Annotated in this window: 22 protein-coding genes; 20 read left to right on the top strand and 2 right to left on the bottom strand. The window is 51.2% G+C overall.

From position 1 onward, the window contains the following. Positions 1-2,069: type VI secretion system Vgr family protein (locus BN874_RS00065; RefSeq protein WP_051497218.1), on the bottom strand; the 2,069-nt coding region annotated here is incomplete at its 3' end. A 157-nt stretch (positions 2,070-2,226) separates the two neighbouring features. On the opposite strand from BN874_RS00065, the gene BN874_RS00070 reads away from it, so the two are divergent. From BN874_RS00070 to BN874_RS00155, 20 genes are all read left to right on the top strand, one after another. After that, positions 2,227-3,750, top strand: a complete 1,524-nt coding sequence (locus tag BN874_RS00070) for a type VI secretion system contractile sheath domain-containing protein (protein WP_034429950.1) — start codon at positions 2,227-2,229, stop codon at positions 3,748-3,750. 16 nt (positions 3,751-3,766) lie between these two features. Continuing rightward, entirely contained in the window at positions 3,767-5,065 is a 1,299-nt protein-coding gene (locus BN874_RS00075) for a glycosyltransferase (protein WP_320411434.1), read from the top strand. Beyond that, positions 5,035-6,183 carry a GNAT family N-acetyltransferase gene (locus BN874_RS00080; protein ID WP_081756012.1) on the top strand — a complete coding sequence of 383 codons (1,149 nt, stop codon included), beginning with the start codon at positions 5,035-5,037 and terminating at the stop codon, positions 6,181-6,183. The genes BN874_RS00075 and BN874_RS00080 overlap by 31 nt, the downstream gene beginning before the upstream one ends. Further along, positions 6,131-7,648 carry an oligosaccharide flippase family protein gene (locus tag BN874_RS00085; protein ID WP_081756013.1) on the top strand — a complete coding sequence of 506 codons (1,518 nt, stop codon included), beginning with the start codon at positions 6,131-6,133 and terminating at the stop codon, positions 7,646-7,648. The genes BN874_RS00080 and BN874_RS00085 overlap by 53 nt, the downstream gene beginning before the upstream one ends. Positions 7,649-7,693: 45 nt before the next feature. After that, positions 7,694-8,914, top strand: coding sequence for an acyltransferase family protein (locus BN874_RS23085; RefSeq protein WP_081756014.1), 1,221 nt, complete (start codon positions 7,694-7,696; stop codon positions 8,912-8,914). Positions 8,915-8,931: 17 nt separating this feature from the next. Next, on the top strand, positions 8,932-10,173 hold the full coding sequence (locus BN874_RS00095) for a glycosyltransferase family 4 protein (RefSeq protein ID WP_034429955.1): 1,242 nt from the start codon (positions 8,932-8,934) through the stop codon (positions 10,171-10,173). Positions 10,174-10,181: 8 nt separating this feature from the next. Further along, the gene (locus tag BN874_RS00100) at positions 10,182-11,606 is read left to right on the top strand and encodes a glycosyltransferase (RefSeq protein ID WP_034429957.1); all 1,425 of its coding nucleotides are present in this window, start codon (positions 10,182-10,184) and stop codon (positions 11,604-11,606) included. 14 nt (positions 11,607-11,620) lie between these two features. Beyond that, positions 11,621-12,451 carry an AAC(3) family N-acetyltransferase gene (locus tag BN874_RS00105; RefSeq protein ID WP_034429959.1) on the top strand — a complete coding sequence of 277 codons (831 nt, stop codon included), beginning with the start codon at positions 11,621-11,623 and terminating at the stop codon, positions 12,449-12,451. 82 nt (positions 12,452-12,533) lie between these two features. Then, positions 12,534-13,730, top strand: coding sequence for a glycoside hydrolase family protein (locus BN874_RS00110; protein WP_195912061.1), 1,197 nt, complete (start codon positions 12,534-12,536; stop codon positions 13,728-13,730). A 14-nt stretch (positions 13,731-13,744) separates the two neighbouring features. Beyond that, on the top strand, positions 13,745-13,984 hold the full coding sequence (locus BN874_RS00115; protein WP_034429961.1) for a hypothetical protein: 240 nt from the start codon (positions 13,745-13,747) through the stop codon (positions 13,982-13,984). A 196-nt stretch (positions 13,985-14,180) separates the two neighbouring features. After that, a complete protein-coding gene (locus BN874_RS00120; RefSeq protein WP_034429962.1) occupies positions 14,181-15,032 on the top strand; it encodes an ABC transporter permease in 852 nt (283 codons plus the stop codon). A gap of 45 nt (positions 15,033-15,077) precedes the next feature. Continuing rightward, on the top strand, positions 15,078-15,452 hold the full coding sequence (locus BN874_RS00125) for a DUF4351 domain-containing protein (RefSeq protein ID WP_051497222.1): 375 nt from the start codon (positions 15,078-15,080) through the stop codon (positions 15,450-15,452). Between the two features lie 74 nt (positions 15,453-15,526). Then, a complete protein-coding gene (locus BN874_RS21955) occupies positions 15,527-16,717 on the top strand; it encodes an ABC transporter ATP-binding protein (protein ID WP_051497223.1) in 1,191 nt (396 codons plus the stop codon). Positions 16,718-16,755: 38 nt separating this feature from the next. Continuing rightward, positions 16,756-17,955 carry a prenyltransferase/squalene oxidase repeat-containing protein gene (locus BN874_RS00135; RefSeq protein ID WP_081756015.1) on the top strand — a complete coding sequence of 400 codons (1,200 nt, stop codon included), beginning with the start codon at positions 16,756-16,758 and terminating at the stop codon, positions 17,953-17,955. 124 nt (positions 17,956-18,079) lie between these two features. Then, positions 18,080-18,679 (top strand): class I SAM-dependent methyltransferase, encoded by a 600-nt coding sequence (locus BN874_RS00140; protein WP_195912062.1) that lies wholly within the window; start codon positions 18,080-18,082, stop codon positions 18,677-18,679. 79 nt (positions 18,680-18,758) lie between these two features. Beyond that, on the top strand, positions 18,759-19,382 hold the full coding sequence (locus BN874_RS23090; protein WP_081756016.1) for a class I SAM-dependent methyltransferase: 624 nt from the start codon (positions 18,759-18,761) through the stop codon (positions 19,380-19,382). Between the two features lie 8 nt (positions 19,383-19,390). Next, complete coding sequence (locus BN874_RS23095; protein WP_081756017.1) at positions 19,391-20,353, top strand: glycosyltransferase; 963 nt, start codon at positions 19,391-19,393, stop codon at positions 20,351-20,353. Positions 20,354-20,366: 13 nt separating this feature from the next. After that, positions 20,367-21,554 (top strand): glycosyltransferase family 4 protein, encoded by a 1,188-nt coding sequence (locus BN874_RS23100; RefSeq protein ID WP_154724678.1) that lies wholly within the window; start codon positions 20,367-20,369, stop codon positions 21,552-21,554. Between the two features lie 57 nt (positions 21,555-21,611). Further along, positions 21,612-22,712 (top strand): glycosyltransferase WbsX family protein, encoded by a 1,101-nt coding sequence (locus tag BN874_RS00150; RefSeq protein WP_034429968.1) that lies wholly within the window; start codon positions 21,612-21,614, stop codon positions 22,710-22,712. 67 nt (positions 22,713-22,779) lie between these two features. Continuing rightward, complete coding sequence (locus tag BN874_RS00155) at positions 22,780-23,847, top strand: glycosyltransferase (RefSeq protein ID WP_051497224.1); 1,068 nt, start codon at positions 22,780-22,782, stop codon at positions 23,845-23,847. Between the two features lie 20 nt (positions 23,848-23,867). On the opposite strand, the gene BN874_RS23105 is transcribed toward BN874_RS00155, so the two are convergent. Next, positions 23,868-25,124, bottom strand: a complete 1,257-nt coding sequence (locus BN874_RS23105; RefSeq protein ID WP_081756019.1) for a glycosyltransferase family 4 protein — start codon at positions 25,122-25,124, stop codon at positions 23,868-23,870. Positions 25,125-25,184 lie beyond the last annotated feature (60 nt).

Below are 25,184 nucleotides of genomic sequence, written 5' to 3' on the forward strand. Positions count from 1 at the left end.
TCCTGCGGCGCGGTCGGTGCGGTCGGCGCCCCCGGTGAACTGCCCGCGCCCGATCCGGCAGAAGCCCCGCCGCCGCCGCAATTGAGATTCACCATCGTGCCATCAATGGACACGATGCCGTCAGCCTTGATGGCCACGGTTGCTCCCTTGATCGACACTCCCGCAGGGCCAATGGTGACAAAACTGCTGCCGACTTTAATCGTCAACTGCGAACTGGCCTCAATCACCACTGTTTGCCCGGCCTTGATATGAATGGCTGACGAAGCGTCCATTGCGTAATTGCCGCCGGTTTTCTCCTGAATATCGCCAACCACATCAATAGACAAAACTCCCTCGACTTTCTGGTTGTGATCGCCTACCACCTTCTGATGTTTATCGCCTTCAACTTTTTCAAACTGATCGCCGCTACCGCCATCACCCGATTTAACAATCAGATGTTTTTCGCCTTCAACCTGCTCGAACTGTTTTTTCTTGACGATCAGGTGGCGCTCATTGCCGATCCACTCCAGGGCATTATTCTTGACCCGGATATCCTGATTCTTTTCAGCGTGGAGAAAGATTTGCTCTGATCCTTTCTTATCCTCGAAGCGGAACTCATTAAAACCATCCCCGCCGATGCTGGACAAGCTCTTGAGGGTGGACATAGTTTTGTTGTCGGGCAGCGTATACGGCGGCTTATTAATGTCGTTATAGACCCGACCGGTGATAATCGGCCGATCCGGATCACCTTCCAGGAAATCAACAATCACTTCATGGCCGACCCGGGGCAGATACAAGGTTCCCCATTTTTTGCCGGCCCAACTCTGCGCGACCCGAATCCAGCAGGAACTATTCTGATTGGCTTCGCCGTAACGATCCCAATGGAACTGGCATTTAACCCGGCCATATTGATCGGTATGAATCTCATCGCCGGATGCGCCAACCACTATCGCGGTTTGCGGACCCTGCACCACTGGCTTGGGGTTGGTGCGCGATGCCCGGTATTGTTGCTGGGCGTCAATCGCGGTAATTCGCCCGACATAGGGCTTGCCTGCTTCGAGACTCATGACTGATTCGTAAGCGTCTGATTGCAGCTCATGAACCGCCGATACAATCAGGTACTCGCGGTTCTGATCCTCGCGCCCACAATTGGTCAGACTGAACAGATAACCGGCAGCCAATCCATGGGCAATACCCTGGCCCCGCAGAATTTCATGCTGGGCCAGCAATTCCTGCAACCGCACTGCGCTGTAGGCATTGCCATCGCTGGCTTCGCTGTAGTCACCCGGATAGTCGTACATGGGAAGATCGGCCATGGCGTGATCTTTTGGCGTAGAGGCCACGGTTCGCAGATTCTTGCGCGGCGCGGTGAAGTCGAAATCATTCAGCGCATAGGCTCCAGACTGCACCTGCTTTTCAACGGTCCACTGGTAGATATGGTCGCGTTCACGGAACTCATGGGCATCGGGTGGGTAATAAGGTATTTGGTCATAACCGGGAAATGCGCTATGCGATCCGCGATTATCCGCCAGCACCAGGGTGTGCTTGCCGTTTTGGTGGGTAAAGTAGTAATAGATGCCCTCTTGCTGCATTAACCGGCTGACGAAATTGAAATCCGTCTCCCGGTATTGCACACAATACTCCCAAGTGCGATAGCTACCGCTGAGGGAGCGGCTAAAGTCGGTAAAGCCGTGATCGCTGAATATTGACTCGATGATGGCGGGAGCGGTCTGGTTCTGGAAAATCCGGCAATCGGAAGTCCGGGTCAGAAACCATAGCCACGGACTGAGCGTCGCCCGGTAGAGTCCGTAGCGCAGTCCACGCATTCCCAGATAACTGAAGCGGGTAACAAAGCCGTTGAAGTAACGGGTTCCGCCCCCGCGCACCTCAGGCAGTTCCATCCGTACCGTCATGTTCTTGCCCAGTACCTCGGACAAGTCGATATCAGTGCGCTCGCTAAGCAGATCGATTTCAAACTCGAACAGTTGCCCCAACTGCTCGGTGGCGGTCATCCGGCCGAAGACCAGCACGTCCTCGCCTAGCGAGGTGTTGACCGCGAAAAATCGGTGTTTTTGGGTGATAGTGGCCATGCTCTGGACTCCACAAACCTGCTGCCGTAACGGCGGTGCTGCTGTGAAAATAAGTGTAGCGCAACCGCCTATGAAAAACCGGTGGCTACCCGTCGGCAAATTTGCCAAATTCGCACTAGACTATAAACATCGCTCTCTGTCCCGGAGATTCAAGCTCATGCCTGGCCGAATGGAATTGCAGTTTACGCTGCCCAAGTCTGCTTCACCTTCGTTCCGTCGGGAGGCTGAGGCGCCGTTGCGCATCCTGATCATGGCCGATTTGAGTGGGCGCGATCATCGCGGAGCGCCGGTGGATCTATCCGATCTATCCAGCCGGCCCTTATTGCCGGTGGACGTGGACCATTTTGATACGGTCATGGCCCGGTTTAGCCCGAAATTAGCATTGCCGCTGGGGGTAACCGATGCACCCCTCACCATCAGCTTCGGCCAACTGGATGACTTTCACCCCGATACACTGTATCAGCGCCTGGAACTGTTTCAGGCGTTGCGCGGCAGTCGCGCCCGTTTGCTCAATCCAGCCAGTTTCGATCAGGCCGTTGCCGAACTCAGTCCAACGCCGCCCCATGACCTATCAGCACAATCCGAGCCAACAATCGCCCCGGAGGACGAAGCGGCCTTGCTGGAACGGTTATTGGGGCGAGCGCCGGCGGCGGCTCCGCCACTTCGCCGGCTGACCGATCCCGGTGCCGCCGCGATCCAGGCCCTGCTGCAAACGGTGGTGCAACCACATATCGTGCGCACCGACCCGCACCAGTCGGCCTGGGTGGCCGCAGTGGATGCCGCTATCGGCGAACAGATGCGGGCGATCTTGCACCAGCCAGCATTCCAGGCGCTGGAAGCGACGTGGCGCGGGGTGCATGGCCTCATTACTCATCTCGATAGCGAGGCGGTTCAGGTTTTTTTGCTGGATGTTACCCAGTCGGAATTGCTACTCGATCTGCGGGCGGCAGACGGTCGTCCGTCAGCAACGAGCCTTTACACGCGGCTGATTGACGATGGGGTCCGTGCCCACGGTGGCGAACCTTGGGCGTTGCTGGTGGGCGACTACCGCTTTAGCAGCGGCGCGGAAGACATTGCACTGCTGGCAGCGCTGGGTTCGCTGGCGGCCCATGCCGGCGGTCCTTTTCTGGCGGCGGCTGAACCCGGCATATTAGGTTGCGACGCGGTGGCGCAACTGGCCGATCCGGCGCAATGGGCGGCGTTGCCGGCGGCTGCTGAACAAAACTGGCGACTGCTGCGAACCAGTGCAGTCGCTCCCTGGCTCGGTTTGGCCTTGCCGCGAGTGTTGCTGCGGATGCCTTACGGTCGCAAGGCCGATCCGATTGAAGCGTTTGCATTTGAAGAAATGCCGATGGGTGGTGATCCCGGCGCCTATCTGTGGGGCAATCCGGCGTTGGTTTGCGCCCGGTTGATCGCGGATGCCTTTGCGGAAAATGGTTGGGAGTTCAGTCCCGGTGCGGTGCTGGATGTTGAGGATTTGCCGATGCACATTTATGAGGAGGCCGGCGAGCGGGTGATGCAGCCGGCGACTGAGGCACTATTGGGCGAGCGGGCGATGAGTGCCATCCTAGCCCAAGGAATTATGCCGCTGTTGGGGCAGCGCCAGCGCAATGCGGTGCGGCTGGCACGGTTTCAGTCGTTGGCCGATCCGGCGGTTGCGCTGGCGGGGGCGTGGCGGTGACGTTGGTAGCCTTATCATGGCCATGAAGCGCGTCCTGATGATCGCCTACCACTTCCCGCCACTGGCCGGCAGCAGCGGGATTCAGCGCACTCTGCGTTTCGTGCGCTATTTGCCGGAATTTGGTTGGGAACCGATCGTGCTGACCGCGCATCCCCGCGCCTATGAACGCAGTAGTGACGATCAGCTTGCCGATATTCCCGATGGGGTGGTCGTGGTGCGTGCGCCAGCCTTTGATACGGCGCGGCATTTGGCCGTTGCCGGGCGCTATCCAGGCTTCCTTGCGCGCCCCGACCGTTGGGTGAGTTGGTTGCCTGGCGCGCTATGGGCTGGTCGGAAATTAATCAAGAACTATCGTCCACACGCCTTGTGGAGCACTTATCCGATTGCGACCGCGCATTTGATCGGTCATGCCTTGCATCGCATGTCCGGCTTACCCTGGATTGCCGACTTTCGCGATCCGATGGCGCAGGACGGGTATCCGGCGAATCCGAAAACCTGGGCGAGTTTCAAACGGATCGAGGAGACCACGTTTAAGTCCGCCACTTTCCGCACCTTCACCACTCCCGGCGCGGTGCGGATGTACCGGGAGCGCTATCCAGAGTCGCCCGCCGAGCGCACTGTGCTGATCGAAAATGGTTATGACGAGGACAGTTTCGTCGGGCTGGAAGCCAGCGCGGCCAGCAAAGGTTCGCTCCATCCGGGCAAGATCACTTTGTTGCACAGTGGCATCGTGTACCCCAGCGAGCGGGATCCGACGCAACTGTTTCAGGCGATGAGCGCTTTGTTGCAATCTGGACGACTGAACCCCGCGCGCTATGTGTTGCGTCTGCGCGCTACGGCTCACGATGATTGGCTGAAGAATTTGGCGGCGGAGCATGGGATCGCCGACATGATCGAACTGGTCCCTCCTTTGTCCTACCGCGAGGCGTTGGAAGAGATGCTGCGGGCCGATGGTTTGCTGGTGTTGCAGGCGGCCAACTGTAATGACCAGATTCCCGCGAAGATTTATGAATATCTGCGGGTTGGTCGCCCGATCCTGGGTTTGACGGATCCGATGGGCGACACTGCGGGAGCTTTGCGCCGGGCCGGGGTGGCCGGTATTGCGCCGCTTGACGATGCGGAGGCCATCGCCGCTGCTTTGGCCGATTTCATCGCGCAGATGCAGGCCGGTTCCCCGCTTCCACTCACTACCGAGGCGGTCAGCGCCGGTTCGCGCCGCCAGCGGAGTGCGGAACTGGCTGGACTTTTGGAAGAGACCCTTTCCCCTGAGAGACCCCTTGCCGAATGTCGTGTGCTGTCGCCAACCCTCCAGTAGAAGTGCGGGTCATTGAGTCCTTTGACGACCTGCCCGACGAAATCGCCCAAGTCTTGGTGGATTGTAAGTTTACCGACCTCCATCACACGCTGGACTGGTTCCGATTGCTTGCGGCGACGGCGCTGGAACCGGGTGGCCTGTTGCGGATTTATTGGGTTGCGCCGTCGGGTCAACCCCTGCTGTGTGTTCCCTGCTTGTTCACCAGCGCCAGTCCTCCCCAGCGCCTTGCTGCTCTGTCAAATTTTTATACTCCCCTATTTGGGCCGGTCGGAAACCACGGCGTTACGCCGGACAATGTTCACCGCTGGGTCCAGCATGTGACCAGTGAGCGTCCCCGCTGGGATATCATCGATCTGCAACCTCTGGACCCCACGACTGCTTTCTTTCGACTGTTGCTTGAGGAGTTTCGACGCGCCGGTTGGTGGGTAGATTCCTACTTCTGTTTCGGCAACTGGTATTTAGAGGTTGCAGCGCGCACCTTCGCCGATTACTGGGTCGGGCTTTCCTCACGGATGCGTAACACTATTAGCCGGGCACAGCGACGGCTGGAACGAATGCCTGGCTTTCAGCTCGCTATCGTCACCGCGCCCGGCCCGGATCTGGACGCCGCGATCAATGCCTATCAGACGGTTTATGCTTGTAGCTGGAAGCAGCCCGAACCGTTTCCTCATTTTATTCCAGCCCTCTGCCGACTCGCTGCTGAGCGGGGTTGGTTGCGGCTTGGCGTTATTCATCTTGATCAGCAGCCAGTCGCGGCCCAACTTTGGCTGTGCGACGGCCAGACTGCATCCATCGTCAAGCTTGCTCATGACCAGTCACTGGTCAAACTGGGTGCAGGCTCGGTATTGACAGCGGCGCTGATGCAATACGTCATGGACATTGATCGAATCCGAATCGTTGATTATCTGATCGGCGACGACGCCTACAAGCGCGAATGGATGTCGCATCGGCGTGAACGGTGTGGTTTCATCGCCTTTAATCCCCGGACGATTCGCGGCGTCGCGGGCGCAATCCACCATTTTGGCGGCAAAATTTGGCGTGGCCTTGCGCCTCTCCATCGCCCCGATGCTCCGGTTGCTCACCCTTCTACTCGACCGAGCGATCCGCCCGTTGCCTAGTCCCGAGGACCATTCGACCCCCAACCCGTTTCGCGGTGCGTTCTGGACGCTTGCGATGCGGTGGTCGGATCGGCTGATTGGGCTGGCTAGTACCCTGATCCTGGCTCGTCTGTTGCTGCCGGACGATTTTGGGGTGTTCGCATTGGCCAGCATTGTCGTGGGCTTGGCGGACGTGCTGCTGGACTTAGGTGTTCACATCGCCCTGCTTCGAGACCCTCATCCTCAGCGTGAAGATTACGACACCGCCTGGACTTTGCGTATTCTGCAATCAATCCTGGCCGCAGCCTTGCTGATTACGCTCGCGTCCCCACTTGCAGCCAGCCTCGGTGAGCCGCGTCTGATTTCCCTGTTGCCTTGGCTGGCAGGGGCCTTGCTGGTGGGCAGCGCGGAAAATATCGGCATTGTCGATTTTCAAAAACAGCAACGGTTTGATCGAGATTTTCGATTTTTCTTCACCAAGCGGGTGATCGGTTTTATCATCACCACCGGAATAGCTCTGGCACTGGGATCGTACTGGGCATTAGTGGTGGGGACATGGGGGCAGCGTCTCTTTGGAGTTGCGCTCAGTTATGCCCTGCATCCATACCGACCGCATCTGAGCCTGCGCCACAGTAAAAAAATCTGGGCATTTTCACGATGGATTTTATTACAGAACATCGGTATCTATCTGGAACAGCGCATGGATAAGCTTTTGGTTGGCAAGTGTGAATCTGCCGCATGGGTAGGGACTTATTCAGTTGCTGATGAAATCGCTTCGATACCCGGAACCGAATTATTAGCACCGTTAAACCGGGCGTTGCTGCCCGCCTTGGTCGCGCAACTGCATGAGCCGGCCCGGGTTCGTGAGACTTACCTGTTGGCGCTCTCAGTACAGTGTTTGATTGGGTTTCCGGCTTCGGTTGGCCTGATGTTGGTCGCCGATCAGGCGGTGGCGATCCTGCTGGGACCTCACTGGTTAGAGGCTATTGTGCTGCTCAAATGGCTCAGTATCGGGGGGCTGGTCGCGGCGATGACCGCCAGCGGTCGCTATTTGTTGCTGGCCGCCGGTCATGCGAAATCGCTGGCGGTCACGTCTTGGCTGCAAGTGGTTCTATTTGCGCTAACCGCAACGGTCGCCTTTCCCATCATGAACGCCGAACGGATTGCTATTTTGCGCGTGGTGGTGGCTTTTATTACCGGCTCCGTAGTGCTGGCGTTTTTATTGCGGCGCTTTCCGATAGTTAATGGATCAGATATCGTTCGTGCTATTATCCGCCCGCTTGTCGCGACAGCCATAATGACTATGGCTGTGATCAGTCTTCAATCAAGTGCCTGGGTGATCGGCTCAGGGGCGCTGATCGCGGAAGTCGTCTTGGGAGTCACGGTTTATGTACTCATGATAATCGGGCTGTGGAGAGTAGTCGGGCGACCGAATGGAGCTGAATATTTTCTTTTTCAGCACTGGGTGCCATGGCTTCTCAATTGATGGCAATAAATAAATCAAACGAATCTATCGATCTGCATAACTTCTATGACTCACGATCTTACCACAACTAATGCTGCTTCCATAAAAAAACTTGCGGGAATTGACGCTGCGCGAGGATGGGCAATTCTGTTGGTTATAATGGTGCATACCCCTGGAGTTATGCCAGAGTTGCCTTATCCTTTGAAAAAAATAACCAGTTTTGGCTGGTATGGTGTTCAGCTTTTTTTTATTGCCAGCGCTTTTACTTTGTTAAATTCCTGGTATCGGGATGCTCGCCCTGTTGGAATCAAGACCTCACATTTTTTCCTACGCCGGTTTCTCCGCATTGCACCTATGTATTATGCTGGCGCAATTCTCTACTATTTTCTTCGCCCTCCCTCTCAAGGGTTTGATATTAATCAACTTCTCTTGAGTCTATCTTTTATTAATTCGTGGTCACCCTCGTGGATACCAACAACGGAAAGTGGTTGGTCTGTCGTTCCTGGAGGTTGGAGCATTTCAGTTGAGTTTTGCTTCTACTTTGTTTTTCCAGTATTGGCATTCTTTGCGGCATCTACGAAACGCAGTCTTCTCCTGTTTACGGTCAGTATTTTTATAATGCTACTGGGTTATACTATAGGCAATGCGTATTATATGCCCCTTTATGGTATGCAAGCGACCGAGCAGTTTCTATATTTTTGGCTCCCCAATCAACTGTGTATTTTTGCAATCGGATTTATCATCTTTTCTGCACTTAATGCAACTCATCAGCGTTTAGATAGTTTTCTACACTTCTTACGCTATAAAGCTGGGTTGGTGAACCTTTTTGGTATCATTTTGTTATTGGCGCTGACTCAGATCGGAATTATTAAGCATTTATCCAGTAGCTTCCCATGGATTCCTACCCATTTGGTGGTTTCAATAATCTTTGGATTTATCGTGATTGCTAATCTGATGTCTCCCCGACCATCCCCTCTGCTCATTAATCCGTTTATTTGTCGCTTGGGTGCCGTCAGTTTTAGCGCCTATGTCTTGCACTGGGCTGTCATCGATTTGGTACGCAGATGTGGTGTGGTTCTTAACCTTTCAATGATCAGTGGATGGGAAGCTATTGGAGTTTTCTTACTGGTAGTATTTCCGTTTGTCGTGATATTAACTTATGGGTTATCGAAATTGACCTATCAATTTGTGGAACAGCCCTTTATTCGTCTCAGTTCATATCTGATTCAGTCGCGTCTTTTCCAGGCGGCTGCTGTTGAGAAACCTCACCCTGTACGCCAGACATAAACCACTTCGGTGATACTGTGAAAACAGCCGTACCCGTCCGCTGTCTGCTCATCGCCAGCATTTTTCCGCCGATCCACGGCGGCTCTGCGGTTGTTTATGAGAGCCTCTGCCGATACGTGGGAGCCGGCTCAATCTTTGTTCTAGCCCCTTGGCGCCACTACATCGATGGCCAAGCTATTGCCGGTTGGCGGGAATACGATGCGCAAGCAGGCTACCCTGTCGAGCGCATTGAGTTATTGCGTCCTCTCATGCTGGATATTCCATGCAGTCGCCTGCAATCGGTGTGGCGCACACTGACCATTGACCTTCCCTTGAAGTGGCGTGTTCTGAAAACCGTAGCGGCACTGGTACGCCGCGAGCGGATTAATGTCGTCTGCATCGGTGAATTGACCTCGGGCAGTTGGATCGGGCTGGCCGCCCAACGACTGTTGGGTTGCCGCATGATCAACTACATTCATGGCGAGGAAATCACCACTGAGACCACCTATCGCTTCTACGGGCGCCAGCGCCACCGTTATCTCGCGGCGGCGGATGCGGTAGTGGCGGTCAGTGAATTTACCCGTGCGGCACTCACCCGACTGATGGGGGTTCCTCGCGAGAAGATCGAGCTGATTCCGAATGGAGTCGATCTGGAGCGCTTTTCAGCCGGACCGCGCAACGCTGAATTACTCCGCCGTTTGGGTGTTCGCGATGGCGAAAAGGTGATACTGACCGTCGGCCGATTGGTGCCCCGCAAGGGTATGGACATGGTGCTGCGGGCTTTGCCTGCTATTCGCCAGTCTATTCCGTCAGTCCATTATTTAATCGTGGGCGAAGGTGAATACCGCCCTGTTCTTGAAGGACTGATGAGCGAGTTGGGGCTACGGGATTGCGCCACACTGGCGGGTAAGCTGAGCCATCAGGACTTGCTCGACCTTTACCGCTCCTGTGATGTGTTCGCTATGCCCAACCGGGAAATGCCCGATGGCGATACGGAGGGTTTTGGGCTGGTGTTTCTGGAAGCCAACGCTTGCGGCAGAGCGGTGATTGGGGGACGTGCAGGCGGTGCGGTCGAGGCGGTGCGGGATGGTGAGAATGGTGTACTGGTCGATGGCAATGATCCCGCCAGCATTGCTGACGCTATCCTTCGGATCCTGACCGATGCTGAATTGCGGGAGCATCTGGAACGGCGCGGGCTGGAGATCGCCCTGCAATCCAGTTGTGCAGAGCGTGCCCGCCAGTTTCATGCGCTCTGTGCGCGGTTAGTCAATCAAGGATAAACGGAACCATGCCATCGGATGCCGTTCGCACCCTATTGGTCATCGCCGGGGAATTTCCGCCGCTTAAAACCATCGGGCGGATTCGCACCGTTAAATTTGTGGATCATCTGCGCGCCCAAGGCTGGCAGTCGGTCGTGGTGACTTTGCAGCCCTCCGGGCAGGAACCCAATTACGACCAGAGCCTGCTGCGCGAGATTCCAGCGGATACGCCAGTGGTGCGATTGCCGTTGCTTGATTTTGAAGCCAAGGTCGCCCGTGGGGTTAAGCGGTTGCTAGGGCGCGGAAATTTGGATAGCTCAACTCACCCTGCCGCTACTCCACATTCCGCCTCCAAGGCGGGAAATCATAAAAGCACGGCAAAGCCGGGAATCGTTGATCGAGGCCATGCCCTGCTGCGCTACCTGCTGCGGAACTACATTGATATCCCCGACAACTATTGGCCTTGGGCACGACAGGCCGTGCGAGCAGGCCAGCGACTGGTCCAGGAACAGCGCATCGACGCCATCTACACTACCCTGCCGCCGTTCAGCAGTGCGCTGGTCGGCTACCGGCTCAAGCGGCGGACCGGATTACCATGGATCGTGGATTATCGGGATTTGTGGTACGGCGACGTGCTGCGCGAGTGGCTGCCGCGATGGCGTCAGCGGTTGGAATTCTGGTTGGAGCGCCGGTTGCTCAAGCGTGCGGATTTGATCATCACCGTATCGGAGCCTAAGACCACCTACATGCAGCGCCTTCATCCCGACACCCCAGCGCGTTGGGCGACCTTGACCAATGGCATTGATGTCGAGACCTATCAAAATCTGGAACGCACCCGGCCTTTCGATACCGGTACGGTAGAGTTTGTCTATACCGGACGGCTGTTCAAGAACCGGCGCGGTTATGCCTTCGCTGAGGCATTGGGGCGTATCGCCCGGATGGAGCCGGCTTTGGTTGCGCCGGTGCGGGTGCGTATTCTTGGCGGGGTCAGCCCGGAGATTCGGGAGCGTTATGATCAAATCCTGATGCAGTATGAGATCGCACGGCATTTCAGCTTCGAGGGTGATGTGAACCAGCGTTTGGCGCTCGAGGCGCAGGTTAATTGTGATTACCTGCTGTTGATCGTGGACACTGGCGAAACTTCGGATGGTGTAATTCCCGGCAAGTTGTTTGAGTATGTGGCGGCGCGCCGACCGATGTTTGCGCTATGCGATCCGGGCGTGACGCAGGAAATCATTGAGCGGTCGCGGTTGGGCCGGGTTGTTGCCGCTGAAGATGTGGATCGCTGCGAGGCGGCGTTGCGGGAAGCTCTGGCTTCCCCTGTGCCGCAACGGGTTGATGCGGATGAAGCGTATCTGGCCCAGTTTGACCGCAAAGCGATTGCCAGTCGGCTGGCACGATTGCTGGATGAAGTGCTTGTAACTTCTTCCTCCTCGGCTAAAGCAGCCAGTTAGCTGTTCGCACCGTTATGACCTCTGCTTTTCGCGACCAGATCAAGTGTTTTGTCGTCAAGCATCTACTCGCTTACGATGCACCTCATTTGGTAGCGATTTTGCGGGCATTGGGTATTCGCCAAGGCGATACTCTGATGGTGCATTCGTCTTGGCAACCGCTGAACGGCTTTCGGGGCAAGCCCGCTGATCTGATCGCCGCACTAAAGGAAGTGGTAGGGTCAGAGGGTTTACTGGTCATGCCATCACTGAGTTATCACAACGAAAGTTCGGCTGAGTTTCTGGCGCGTGGGGTGCCGATGAACGTGCGGCGCAGCCCTTCCAGGATGGGTCTGCTGACTGAAGTGTTCCGCCGTAACCGTGAAGTCGTGCGCAGTCTTAGCCCTACCCATCCGCTACTGGCTTGGGGCCGGGATACAGAGGCATTTCTGGCTGGTCACGATCAAGCCATCGAACCCTTCGGCTCGGCGTCGCCCTTTGGTCGGTTGCTGGAACGGGATGGCTGGATTTTGGGCTTTGATGCGCCTTTTTCCACGATTACTTTTACGCATTTTGTGGAAGATCACCTTGCCGCACGATTGCCGTTCCCGTTTTACGACCCGGAACTGCGGATGGGTACGGTGATTGATTACGCTGGCGAGGCGCGGCAGTGTCCGGTTCGGGTCATCAGCGCGCAGGCCAACAGTCTGCGCCGCGAGGAGCGTTATGTCGCTGAACTCAAACGGCAGGGCGGGTTACGCCACCGGCGGATCGGCAATACGCGGCTATTATTATTGCGCTGCCGCGATATGGTGGAATGCGCCGATGCCATGGCGGTGCGGGGAGAGTTGTTTTTTGATGTGCCTTGAACCCGTTCAAAAAATCCCCTTTCTTGCGGGAAAGGATGGGGTAAGAGAACAAGCGGTTGGGGATTAAGCGGAGCAACAACGCATGAATTTGATCAACTCCTTACCGTGGCGCGCCCGCATGATCGGCGAACGCTTGGGCGTGGGCCAAACCATGCCTCAAGAGAACCGCGTCCACCTCGACGCCGCGATGGCCTGGCTTAAGCGGGCGCAAGACGCCACACCCGATGCCGGCGTGTCGCAAACCTATTTGGTGAAATACCGTAAATGGGCGCCGTCGTACCCTGAAACGACCGGCTATATCATCCCGACCTTCTACCGCTACGCGGGTCTGACGGGTGATGCCGACGCTCGCGCCCGCGCCCGGCGCATGGCTGATTGGGAATGTGAGATTCAGCATCCCAGGGGCGGGGTGCTGGCCGGTGCGCTGGGCGATTCGGATCAGCCGACTATTTTCAACACCGGTCAAGTATTGTTCGGCTGGGTGCGGGCGTTCGAGGAGGAAGGCGACGAACGCTACCGCGAGGCGGCAGTGCGGGCAGCAAACTGGCTCTGTGAGGTACAGGACGAAGACGGTTGCTGGCGTCGCTTTGGTTCGCCGATGACCGGCAAGCACATTAATACCTACAATACTCGTACTGCCTGGGGCTTGGCGCGAGTCCATGCGATCACTGGCGAGCTGCGTTTTCTCGCCGCTGCGATCCGTAATTGTGAGTGGGCGTTGACGCAGCGGCGGCCCAACGGTTGGTTGGAGGACAATTGCCTGCAGGACAACGCCCAACCCTTCGTCCATACTCTTGCTTATGCGATGCGCGGGCTGCTGGAAGTGGGACAGGTCGCTGGGCGGGAAGATTTTATTGCGGCGGCGCGGGTGATCGGTGATGCGCTGCTGGCGGCGCTGCCGGAAAATGGCCGGCTGCCGGGCCGGTTTGATGCCAACTGGCAGCCCACCGTGCGCTGGTCGTGTCTGACTGGCGATGCGCAGATCGGGATTAACTGGGGCCGGCTGTATCAGATCAGTGGCGAGGAAAAATATCGCATGGGTACGCGCCGGGTGGTGGGCTTTGTTAAAGCTACACAGAAACTGGCCGGTGATCCGAACGAAATCGGCGGGATTAAAGGTTCGCATCCGGTGGATGGCGGCTATCATCCGTGGCAGTATCCAAATTGGGCAGCCAAGTTTTTTGCCGATGCGTTGATGATGGACAGCGCCAATCAGGGTGAGGGATTCGATCCTGCTGATGCTGGGCGTCGGCCGGATGATTTCGACATGCAACGATGAGTGAGGGCAACCGTATGGAAGCGCTACGTTTGATTGTTGAACCCGTTAATCATCAGTTGATTATCGATCTGCCGCCAAGTCTGGGCAGCAGGCGGTTAGAGGTAATCGTGTTCCCGGCGATTGACCAGGGTCAGATGCCTGCTGAGTCGGTCGTGCGCCGCAAACCTAGCCCCCGGCTCGCCGGCACGGTCAAATTGCACGATGACCTCATCGCGCCAGCCTGTCTGGAGGAAGACTGGGAGGCGTTGCGGTGATCTTGCTTGATACCCATGTTTGGGTAAGGTGGTTGGATCCTGACGCTAAACCACTGCCAAGAAGTCTACATGTGTCTGATCAGGGGCGCTATCTAGCTGAGGCGACGTACATTGAAATCCGGGGGCAGATTTTATTAAACTCGCCGAACCGTTATGCTTCCGCTCATTGCCGAGAACTTAGAACTTAAAAACTCCCATGTCCGAACCCATAGTGACTGTTTATACCCCTGATTCGTCGCTCGCCAACCCGATCACGATGGTGCGCGACATGTTCCGCGACCTGTTCAAGGGGCGTGAACTGGCGTGGCGGTTGGCGGTGCGCGATATCCGCGCCCAGTACCGCCAGGCGTTTCTGGGCATGCTCTGGGCGTTTATTTTGCCGCTGGCCAACACCGTGACCTGGGTCTTTCTCAGCGGCGCCGGCATTATTAAAGTGGCTGAAACTGCGCTGCCCTATTCGGTTTATGTGTTCACCGGAACCATGCTGTGGGCGATTTTCATGGATGCGATGAACGCTCCGTTGCAGCAGACGAATCAGGCGCGCAGTATGTTGGCGAAGTTGAATTTTCCGCGTGAGGCGTTGTTGGTGTCGGGTATTTATCAGACTTTGTTTAATACGGGGATCAAGATTGGGTTGCTGCTGGGGGCGTTGTTGGTGATGGGCATTAATCCTGGTTGGGGTTTGTTGTTGTTTCCATTGGGGTTGTTGTCGTTGATTTTAGTAGGCACGGCGATTGGGTTGCTGATTACGCCGATCGGGATGTTGTATACGGATATTGGCCGGGCGTTGCCGTTGCTGATGCAGTTTTTGATGTATCTAACGCCGGTGCTTTTCCCAATACCTAAGGAGGGTTGGGTGGCGACTGTGTTCCAGATCAATCCGTTGACGCCGTTGATTCTGACCAGTCGCGATTGGTTGACGGGCTTTTCGCCGGACTTCATGGGGTATTTTTGGGCGGTCAATGGGGCGGCGTTTTTGTTGTTGTTGCTGGTTTGGGTGGCTTATCGCTTGGCGATGCCCATCCTTATTGAGCGGATGAGTGCGTAAGGAAGTTTTAAGTTTCTCTCGCCCCCCAGGAAGGAGTTGATTGACGTGTTGCAGGGGTGGCTGGAAGGCCAGCCCGAACTCAAACGGATCTTTGCAATCTGGATTCGAGCGATGGTGCGGCGGCACAGTCAGAATCGCTTGGTGCTGCCGAAGGTGCGTGATTTGCGGGAGTTGAAGATGACGCTGACTGATCGATTTGCGACATGGGTCCGCCAATATGAACAGCAGGGTATCGAAAAGGGCATCGAAAAGGGTGAAGCCCTGCTGCTGCGTCGTCAATTGGTGCGCCGTTTTGGCACGTTGCCAGAATGGGCGGAGCAGCGTTTGAAGCAGGCGACGACGGCGCAGTTGGAGACGTGGGGCGATCAGGTGCTGGAGGCGGCGACCTTGACCGAGGTGTTGGGTCATCCGGGGCATTAAGAGGCTTAATGAGGCCGGAAGCTTAACCCTTAAAACTTAACCCTTAAAACTTAACCCTTAAAACTTACAACCCCATGTCCGATACTCTGATTAAAGTCGAAGGCGTTTCCAAAAAATTCTGCCGCAGTCTCAAGCGGTCGTTGTGGTATGGCCTGCAAGATTTAGGCAGCGAACTGCGCGGTCGTCGTCACGGTGGCAATGGAGAATTGCGACCCGATGAGTTTTGGGCGGTGCAGGAGGTGAGTTTTGAACTGAAGCGTGGGGAATGCTTGGGGTTGATTGGCCCGAATGGTGCCGGAAAAACTACTCTGTTGCGGATGTTGAACGGGTTGATTAAGCCGGATCAGGGACGAATCGAAATGGTGGGCCGGATTGGGGCGCTGATCGCTTTAGGCGCTGGTTTTAATCCGATTTTGACCGGGCGCGAGAATATTTATGTTAATGCGTCAATTCTTGGATTTAGCCGGTCTGATGTGGATCGGTTGTTTGATGAAATCATTGCGTTCTCAGGTGTTGGGGATTTTATTGATACGCCGGTGCAGAACTACAGTTCTGGTATGACGGTGCGTCTTGGTTTTGCTGTAGCAGCGTACATGCAACCGGATATTCTGCTGGTCGATGAAGTGTTAGCGGTCGGTGATGAAGGTTTTCAAGTGAAGTGTCTCAATAAAATTGGCGATTTAAGAAAAAACGGAACCGTGATCATTCTGGTTTCACATAATATGCACACGATCTCAACTTATTCGGATTTGATTCTGCTCAAGACCCGCGAACAAGCCCTGTGGTTTTCTGATGTTGGTGAAGGAGTAACCGCGTACAAGCAACTTTTCTTCGATCTGTCAGATAATGACATCGAAAAACATTGCACAGGTAATGAAGGCATTCGTATTCTGGATGTAAAAGTACCCACCGAAAAACTTCGGCCTGGCGATAACGTGACAGTTGAGATCACATACCATGCAGAATCTGCTTTAGAAGATATTGAAGTGGATACGGCTATCCGCACCAGTAGTGAAAGTGGATTTCATTTTCAGGCAACTAACAGGACTTATGATAGAAAACTTGATTTGCCTAGAGGCGAAGGACGGCTATTGATCTGCATTGAATCAGTCCGAGTGAATTCTATGGGTGGTAAACTTATTATTGCTATTTGGCAGAAAGATCGTTCAGCGCTGTTTTTCTGGTGGCGTATCCCCATCCAATTCGAATCGATGCCAGCTTCTACAGGTTCTTGTTTTTATGACGTTGGCTACAATGTTCAGTAGTGCTTTTTTTCTTTATTTTCGGGGTTATAACGATTTAAATGAAAAAATTTGACTACCAGAAAGCTCTTAAATTTATCGAGTCGATGTATGACTCAGAAAGTGGTGGTTTTCGATCAGTCCCTGGAAAACGTCCTACGCTTTACGGAACCGCTTATCTTTCCTTGGCTAGATATTATTTGACAGGTGAGGGAATCAGTTCAGAGACCCGAAGCTTTATGGTTAACTGCCAAGATTCTGAAACAGGGATGTTTATTGGACCAGAGCTAAGAGATTGGACTCCGCAAGAAAATGCGAAGCATGATCGTGAGCATCTTCTATTACATCTGAATTGTGCTGCAATTCCAGCGGCATTACAGTTTGATGTGCCCATTCGATATCCATTAAAATTCGCTTATCGTTTTAGAGAGTTGGATTATCTCAAAAGTTGGCTTGATCAGCGTGATTTACGGGATGCTTGGCTGGAGGGAAATAATCTCTTGTTTGTAGGGCAATTGTTGGTTTATTTACGTGATTTGGAAAACGATCCTACTGCTCAGAATGCCCTCGACTATTGGTTCAATTGGCTGGATTCGAGAATAGATCCAAAGACAGGTTTGTGGGGAACCGATGGATTTTGTAGTCCTTTTGTTGCGATGGCGGGTGGATACCATCAGTTGTTGGTCTATTACTATGAGAATCATGATTATCCTTACGAAAAAGCACTGATTGATACGACGCTTGCACTACAACATGTTGATGGAGGGTTTTGTCCCAGTGGTGGCGGCGGAGCCTGTGAAGACGTCGATGCAGCAGATATACTCGTTAATATGTATAAAAAGATTGATTATCGAAGAGCAGAAATCCGCGTCGCTCTGAGAAGACTTTTACCGACTATTTTAAAATCGCAAAACCAAGATGGTGGGTTTTCCTATAAGAAAGGAATAGTACAAAGCCACATGGGTATTCCAGATACTGTGGCTGAAATTGATCAATCAACAGCCTTTGCGACTTGGTTTCGCATCCATACTCTTGGACTAATGGCAGAAATCTTAACAGACGATAAATCCCTTTCTGAATTAAATTGGAAATTCAGTTCGCATCTATCGATGGGATGGCGTAGATCATGGGATAAAAAGAATAAAATATCATTAGTTGAAAAGATTCAAGAAATTTCACCATTGATGTATCACCGAATTAGGAAAATACTATTCCCTGCAAAGCGTATTTGGTGGAAAATTTATTTAAAATTTACTGCTTAATTTAAGGTTCTTCGGGCAGTACTTACGTCATAACTAGTTATGAACATTTGGGCGCTCATCAAAAATGAACACATTTAAAAAGTCAGAACCGTGGTATGCTACTGAGGAGATCATCAGGAAATACATGACTAAAGCACGCCCTTATTTATGTGGGCGGATGCTAGACGCTGGATGCGGCAATCAACGTTATAAGGAAATGTTTAAATTTGATGATTATGTCGGACTCGAGGTCAATGACCGATTTCGACCTGATGTAGTTGGAGATTTACGATATATGCCATTTAAAAATGAAGAGTTTGACTCAATACTTAACAACCAAGTGCTGGAGCATATTGATGACACTCACAAGGTTTTTTCCGAATTCTATCGACTTTTAAAACCTGGTGGCTATCTATGCATCACTGTCCCATTTATCTCTCGAATACATGAAGTTCCACATGATTATTGGAGGATAAGCGAGTATGGAATTCGATATCTATTTGAAAAACATGGATTCAAAGAAATAGAGATCACGAATATGGGCGGATTTTTAACGACACAGGCTTATCTCTGGCAATTTTGGCTGTGGGAGCGTTTGGCTAGCAATTCGCTAAGTCGTTCAATAAGAAAACCTCTCATGTGGATTGGCAATCACATCTTTCTTTTTCTACATTGTATTGATCGCGATCGGAGTACTCCTTTCAATTATATCGCAATCGGCAAGAAGTTTTCATCGATGGTCTAAGATAAGCTATATGAATAGCTATAGATTCCACAAGAATCATCGAACAAATAAATTGATATAAGTATCTGGAGATTTTTCAATGGCTGAACGCGCACATCCTGATGAAGCAGGTTTTAGTAGTCCTTGGCGATTCAGACTACGTAGAGGCATAATTCCTTGGTTGACCTATGAACATCGTCCATACTTGAATGAGTTCAAAATGCGTTATAAATGGGTTAAGAAATATTGCAGTGGTAAGGATGTGCTAGATATACCGTGTGGTATGGGATGGGGAACCTCTTCTTTGACCTCAGCGAAAGCATGTACAGGAGTTGATCTCTCTGAAGAAGCAATCGCTGAAGCCCGTCAGAGATATGGAAATAAATTGCGATTTGAAATCGCAAGTATGGCGGCTTTGCCTTTTGAGGACAGGAGCTTTGATGTGGTTTCTTGTTTAGAAGGTATTGAACACGTACCACAAGATGTTGGAAGAAAATTTATTGATGAAGCTTTCCGTATCCTTCGTTCTAACGGAACGCTGTTGATTTCATCGCCTTACTGTAAAAATGGTAAGCATAGTGGGAATCCATATCATGTATACGAATATAAACCAGATGAAATAACAAGTCTGGTAGAAAACAGTTTTAGTATCATCGATTGGTTTGAAAGAGACGTCGATATTTTAACAGTTCGCTACATACATGCGGTACCGAAAACAGGGTAATTAGTTGTATGAGTGATCCGCGTATTTCAGTTTTAATGTCTGTCCACAACGGTGAACGCTTCCTGCGTGAGGCAGTGGATAGTATTCTCAACCAAACCTACACGAATTTTGAATTCATTATTTTTGATGACTGCTCGACGGATAGTTCGCTTGCTATTTTGCAATCTTACACAGACCCACGAATTCGCATCATCAAGAACGATAAAAATCTTGGACTCACCGTATCACTCAACAAAGGATTATCGTTAGCGCAGGGTGAATTGATTGCCCGTATGGATGCAGATGATATTAGCCGTCCGAGCCGTTTTGAAAAACAAGTGGTGTTTCTGGATCAACATCCTGAAGTTGCCGTAGTGGGTACATGGATTGAGTGTATTGATAGAGAAGGACGTATTTTCAAACAAATTAAATCACCTACTGAACCTGCCATTATCCGAAATGAATTACTAAGAAAAAATTTTATGTGGCATCCTACAGTGACATTCCGAAAGCATGCAGCTATTACTACAGGTGGTTATCAGAATAAGGCTGGTCGTTTTGCCCAAGATTACGATCTCTGGTTACGATTATCTGATAACCATCAAATCGCAAACCTTCCAGAATATCTACTCCTTTATAGATATCATGCCGAGCAAATCACATGGAAAAAACTACATGGACAGATAAAAGCTGCGCAAGTTTATCGAACTCTAGCAGCAAATCGGCGAAAAGATCGTGGTGAGTTTATAGATCTTGATCTAATTAAAAAGCCAACTTGGAAAGCCTGTCTTAGAGGTAGAGACGGTACTCTTGGCAGCGCCTATTTCTCTCTAAGTCAACTCTATGCAACAATGAAAGAACCAAAAATTGCTCGAGCTGCGCTTATTAAAGCTTTAATGTATAGCCCATTGTCATATGATGTGCGCTCTGAACTATCAAAAATTATCAAACAAAAATTTAAACTATTTTATAATTATTTTGATCATTCTTGAATAAGGACTTACTGTGAAAACTAATAATAAATCTGTACTTTTCATTACCCATGATGCATCTGCTACAGGCGCTCCAATTATTTTACTTAGCTTTCTTTGCTGGTTAAAAAAAAATAGCGACATTTCTTTTCAAATACTGATCTGTAAAAGAGGGAAATTAGATCAAGAATTTGAAAGCGTAGCACCTGTTTGGTATCTTGATGATCGTTCTGGCTTAAAAGCCCGTCTGCGATCATTATTTCGTATGCTTCCTTTTAATAAAAGCCGTTTTGTAAGCTACAGAGACGTAGCTACACGAATTCGGGCAAAAATGAATATTGATCTTATTTATTCAAATACGGTAGCCAATGGAAAAATTCTTGAAGCACTTTCACTCATTGATTGTCCTGTAATCACCCATATTCATGAGTTGGAATTCGCAATTCGCATCTATGCTGGAGAAGATTTTAAATATATAAAACAGCATACTGACTATTTTATAGTAGTTGCCAATGAACTTCAAAAAAATCTTACTCAAAAACATAACATTTCGCATAAAAAAATCGAATGCATTTATGGATTCATACCAAATATAATACAGAAAAAAATTGATCGATCTACATCTAAAAAAGCCCTGACCCAGGAAATTGGGCTTCCAAACGAAGCCCGTATTATAGGTGGTTGTGGAACAGTCGATTGGCGCAAGGGTTGTGACCTATTTATACAATTAGCATTAGCTATAAAATTATGCAAACCAAGTTTTGCTGTTCACTTTGTTTGGATCGGATCCAAACCTTCAGGAGCAGCATTACTTCAATTACAGTATGATATTGAGCATGCTGAACTAACTGATTGTGTGCATTTTATTGGTACACGAACAAATCCGCTGGATTACCTAGCCGCCTTCGATGTTTTTGCTCTCACGTCGCGTGAAGATCCATTCCCTTTGGTTATGATGGAGGCCGCTTCACTGGAAGTACCAATTGTTTGCTTTGATCGATCTGGAGGAGGTCGAGAATTTGTCCAAGAGGATGCTGGCTTTGTAGTTCCATACCTGAATATTTTAGCAATGGCTGACAGAATCATGAACTTGCTTCACGATGAGCAAAAAAGAAAAAAATTAGGTGCGCAGGCGAAAGAAAAAGTCCGCAAACAGCATGACATTAACATTGTTGCACCGCATATTTTGATACGGATCGAACAAATGCTAAAAAATGCATGAAATAATAAAAATAGCTATATTATTTGGCTTTACCGATTGTCAACTTTGAGAATTCACATGAACAATAATTTAATCGGAAAACCAGCAGCAAAGATAATTAGTTTTTACCTCCCTCAATTTCATCCTATCCCTGAAAACGACGAATGGTGGGGCAAGGGTTTTACCGAATGGACTAATACCGCAAAGGCTAAACCCCGATTCCCCGGCCACTATCAACCTCATGTTCCTGCTGACTTGGGATTTTACGACCTGCGGCTACCGGAATCTCGGATAGCACAGGCCGAAATGGCGCGACAGTACGGCATTGACGCCTTCTGCTACTACCACTACTGGTTTGCTGGCAAGGAACTACTGGAACGGCCTTTCAAGGAAGTACTTGCATCAGGTGAACCCGACTTTCCCTTTTGCATCTGCTGGGCCAACGAAACCTGGACAGGAATCTGGCACGGCGCACCAAACCGGATTCTGATCGAACAGACCTACCCTGGCGAAGATGATCACCGCCGTCACTTCGAAGCCCTGCTCCCGGCCTTCACGGATCGCCGCTACGTCAAAATAGATGGCAAACCTTTATTCGCCATTTACGCACCCAAACAGCTACCCGACCCCAAACGCACTACGGATCTCTGGCGCAAACTGGCTCAAGATGCTGGATTAACTGATCTCTATTTTGTTGGCGTCACCTGGAGCTTGGGCTGGCATCCCACAGACGATGGGTTTGACGCCGGTATCTTCCAGAACTTGCCAACACGGCGAAATTGGTATTCATGGAGTAATCCCTTTAAGAAAGTCTCAAGGTATATCGAGCGTCAGTTCAACATGCCCACCGTACATAAATACGCTAAAGTTATACCTTATTTATTGCCGGAACAACTGACTGAAAATCATATTTACCCTTGTGTCATTCCAAACTGGGACAATAGCCCGCGCAGTGGAGTCAATGGATTGGCTTTGCATGGATCAACTCCTGAATTGTTCAGGCGACATTTCCGACACGCACTGGATTTAGTCAAAGATCGCCCACCTGAACAGCAGATTGTATTCATCAAATCATGGAATGAATGGGCCGAAGGTAATCATTTGGAACCGGATCTACGTTACGGTCATGCTTACTTGGAAGCTATCCGTGAAGAATTAAAGCAACAGAATAAGCTGTAGAATTAAATGCAGCATTGATTAACTTCTGTCAAATATCGTTTGAGAAACTGACTGGAAAATAAACCTGATGCGCATCCTAATGGCAACTGGCCTTACCTATCTACCACAGCGAGTGGGCGGTGCTCAATCGAGTATGCACGACTTCGCCGAAGCCTTGATCGCCCGTGGACATGAAGTAGCGATTCTTGCTAGTTTAGATATATCTGACCGGCTCGGTCAACTCAACCGCTTAAAGCGAAACCTATTCAGATGGAATCGCTACCCTTGTGATCGCTGGGCAGGTTATAAAGTCTATCGAGGATGGAACCCCGCGTCGGGAGTCAGGGAAATAGTTCGTCGGTTCCAGCCAGATATCATATTTATCCATGTTGAAGATACCCTCCGGTTTGCGGCGGCCTCACGAGCCATCAACCTGCCTGCCGTCGTTTACCTGCACGACGTCGAATTTCACAACCTGACCGCCGAACCGCACGACCTGACCGGAATCACCTGGCTTGCCAATTCTCACTACACAGCCAATAAATTCAAAGCAACGTATGGACTTGAAGCCACCGTCCTGCACAACATCATAAAAAAAGAAAATTATCAGGTTCCAGATCACAAGGGCGGCTACGTCACATTCATCAACCCACACCCATGGAAAGGCGTCGAACTGGCCTTTGCCATTGCCCAAACCTGCCCTGACATTCCATTCCTGTTCGTTGAATGCTGGCGCTTGCCTAAGCAGGAGCAGGCTGCACTACAAAAACGCATACAACAGACCAACAACATCACTTGGCGTCCGCGCAGCCTGGACATGCGTGAAGTCTACCGCGATACCTCACTATTAATCGTGCCAAGCCAATGTGAAGAAGCCTGGGGTCGGGTCGTCACCGAAGCACAGATTAACAGCATTCCCGTACTTGCCAGCAATCGCGGTGGCCTACCCGAAGCGGTTGGCAACGGTGGGTTGATCCTGCCACAGGACGACCCAGCGCCCTGGATTGAAGCGATCCACACACTCTGGTATAACGCAGAACAACGATTAAATCTCGGTATCGCCGCTGGCAAAAGAGCAAACGCCATTGAACTATCATTACCATACATTGCACAAACCCTCGAAGATCATCTCCTCCAAGCCGCTACCTTTGCTTAACAACCTATACAAAAAACTCCCTAACCATATACAGCCGTCAAAGCAGCCGCGAGAGCCTGGGGTCCATACTTCTCGACAACTAATTGACGACCTGCTTGAGCTAACTGCTCCCGTCGCTCTGTACTGGCAATTAACTCAAGACATTGGGCCGCAAAGGCATCAGCCGTATCACCGATCAACAACTGTTTACCTGGTTCGGCTTCGATTCCTTCTGCTCCAATGCTCGTCGAAACCACCGCCCGCCCATAGCCGAAGGCTTCCAGTATCTTCAAACGGGTGCCGCCGCCGTTCAGCAAGGGGACAATAGCGATATCCGCATCCGCATAAAAGGATTCTAAAGTTGGAACATTGGCATGGATTTCCACCAGCGCGACGCTAGCAACCAAATTCTGAATGATCTTGGAAGGACTCCGACCCACAATAACAAGACGTACCCTTTTTTGCGTTCCCAATCTGATCATTGGCAATATAGAACCCATAAAATATTGCAGACCATGGATGTTCGGTTCATAGTTCAAAGCGCCTACGAAAAGCAAGTTGATCTCATCTTCAATACATCGTGGCGCAAGAGGCGCGGTTGGTAAACTCATCACGTTAGGCACTACTGCGACCTTGCGGGTTGCATATATTTCAGCAACAAATTTACGATCAGACTCTGAACAAACAGTTACGTTGTCACAGAATTCCAGTGAATATCTTTCCATTTTTTTATAACGCCAAGCAGTAATACGATGCACCGCTGTTACCAACCGCCCCATTTGCAGTTTTTGCTGTTTGATCCTGCGTTCAAGAGCGCAAGACTCGACATCATCCCAATCAATTACAATTCGATCAGGCCGACGCGCCAATACTGGCACAACAGCTTGGGCAATGCGCAAACACGGTAAGCGAAAAATATGCACTGCATGATAATTTCCAGCTTTATAACGCTCACGCAGCTTCCATCGAACCCAACTATCATATTCAATACTTTCGCCAGCGTAAGGCCATAGCGCCTCAGCAATTAAGGAAAAATATTTTGGCCTTGCTGATTTAATAACATCACCAATTGGCCAGCTTCGACCAAAACATGGAGTAAGCGTAATACGGTTGCATAAAGGGTACAAATCTGATGGAATCCCCCTTTCAATATCCGATATTCGCGCCGAGGCAATTTCCAAATCAATCGAATAGTGCTTGGATAACCAAGATATTTGATGCCAAGCCCGGATGCTGGCTCCATAACCATTGGCGTCCGGTGCAACATTGCTCACAAAAAGCAGGCTGGGTTTACTCATGGCGCATCAACACTAGCTCAATAATCCAAATACCTAATAAAAATTTTAAGGTTTTTTCAT

This window comes from Candidatus Contendobacter odensis Run_B_J11 (genome assembly GCF_000531125.1).
Lineage (GTDB): Bacteria > Pseudomonadota > Gammaproteobacteria > Competibacterales > Competibacteraceae > Contendibacter > Contendibacter odensensis.

Coding starts and splice junctions, on each gene's coding strand:
- BN874_RS00085 (WP_081756013.1), top strand. CDS start 6,131: ATGCTCCGGTTGCTCACCCTTCTACTCGACCGAGCGATCCGCCCGTTG.
- BN874_RS21955 (WP_051497223.1), top strand. CDS start 15,527: ATGTCCGATACTCTGATTAAAGTCGAAGGCGTTTCCAAAAAATTCTGC.
- BN874_RS00150 (WP_034429968.1), top strand. CDS start 21,612: ATGAACAATAATTTAATCGGAAAACCAGCAGCAAAGATAATTAGTTTT.
- BN874_RS00100 (WP_034429957.1), top strand. CDS start 10,182: ATGCCATCGGATGCCGTTCGCACCCTATTGGTCATCGCCGGGGAATTT.
- BN874_RS00110 (WP_195912061.1), top strand. CDS start 12,534: ATGAATTTGATCAACTCCTTACCGTGGCGCGCCCGCATGATCGGCGAA.
- BN874_RS00115 (WP_034429961.1), top strand. CDS start 13,745: ATGGAAGCGCTACGTTTGATTGTTGAACCCGTTAATCATCAGTTGATT.
- BN874_RS23095 (WP_081756017.1), top strand. CDS start 19,391: ATGAGTGATCCGCGTATTTCAGTTTTAATGTCTGTCCACAACGGTGAA.
- BN874_RS00155 (WP_051497224.1), top strand. CDS start 22,780: ATGCGCATCCTAATGGCAACTGGCCTTACCTATCTACCACAGCGAGTG.
- BN874_RS00075 (WP_320411434.1), top strand. CDS start 3,767: ATGGCCATGAAGCGCGTCCTGATGATCGCCTACCACTTCCCGCCACTG.
- BN874_RS00140 (WP_195912062.1), top strand. CDS start 18,080: ATGACTAAAGCACGCCCTTATTTATGTGGGCGGATGCTAGACGCTGGA.
- BN874_RS23105 (WP_081756019.1), bottom strand. CDS start 25,124: ATGAGTAAACCCAGCCTGCTTTTTGTGAGCAATGTTGCACCGGACGCC.
- BN874_RS00135 (WP_081756015.1), top strand. CDS start 16,756: ATGAAAAAATTTGACTACCAGAAAGCTCTTAAATTTATCGAGTCGATG.
- BN874_RS00070 (WP_034429950.1), top strand. CDS start 2,227: ATGCCTGGCCGAATGGAATTGCAGTTTACGCTGCCCAAGTCTGCTTCA.
- BN874_RS23085 (WP_081756014.1), top strand. CDS start 7,694: ATGACTCACGATCTTACCACAACTAATGCTGCTTCCATAAAAAAACTT.
- BN874_RS00105 (WP_034429959.1), top strand. CDS start 11,621: ATGACCTCTGCTTTTCGCGACCAGATCAAGTGTTTTGTCGTCAAGCAT.
- BN874_RS00080 (WP_081756012.1), top strand. CDS start 5,035: ATGTCGTGTGCTGTCGCCAACCCTCCAGTAGAAGTGCGGGTCATTGAG.
- BN874_RS00120 (WP_034429962.1), top strand. CDS start 14,181: ATGTCCGAACCCATAGTGACTGTTTATACCCCTGATTCGTCGCTCGCC.
- BN874_RS23090 (WP_081756016.1), top strand. CDS start 18,759: ATGGCTGAACGCGCACATCCTGATGAAGCAGGTTTTAGTAGTCCTTGG.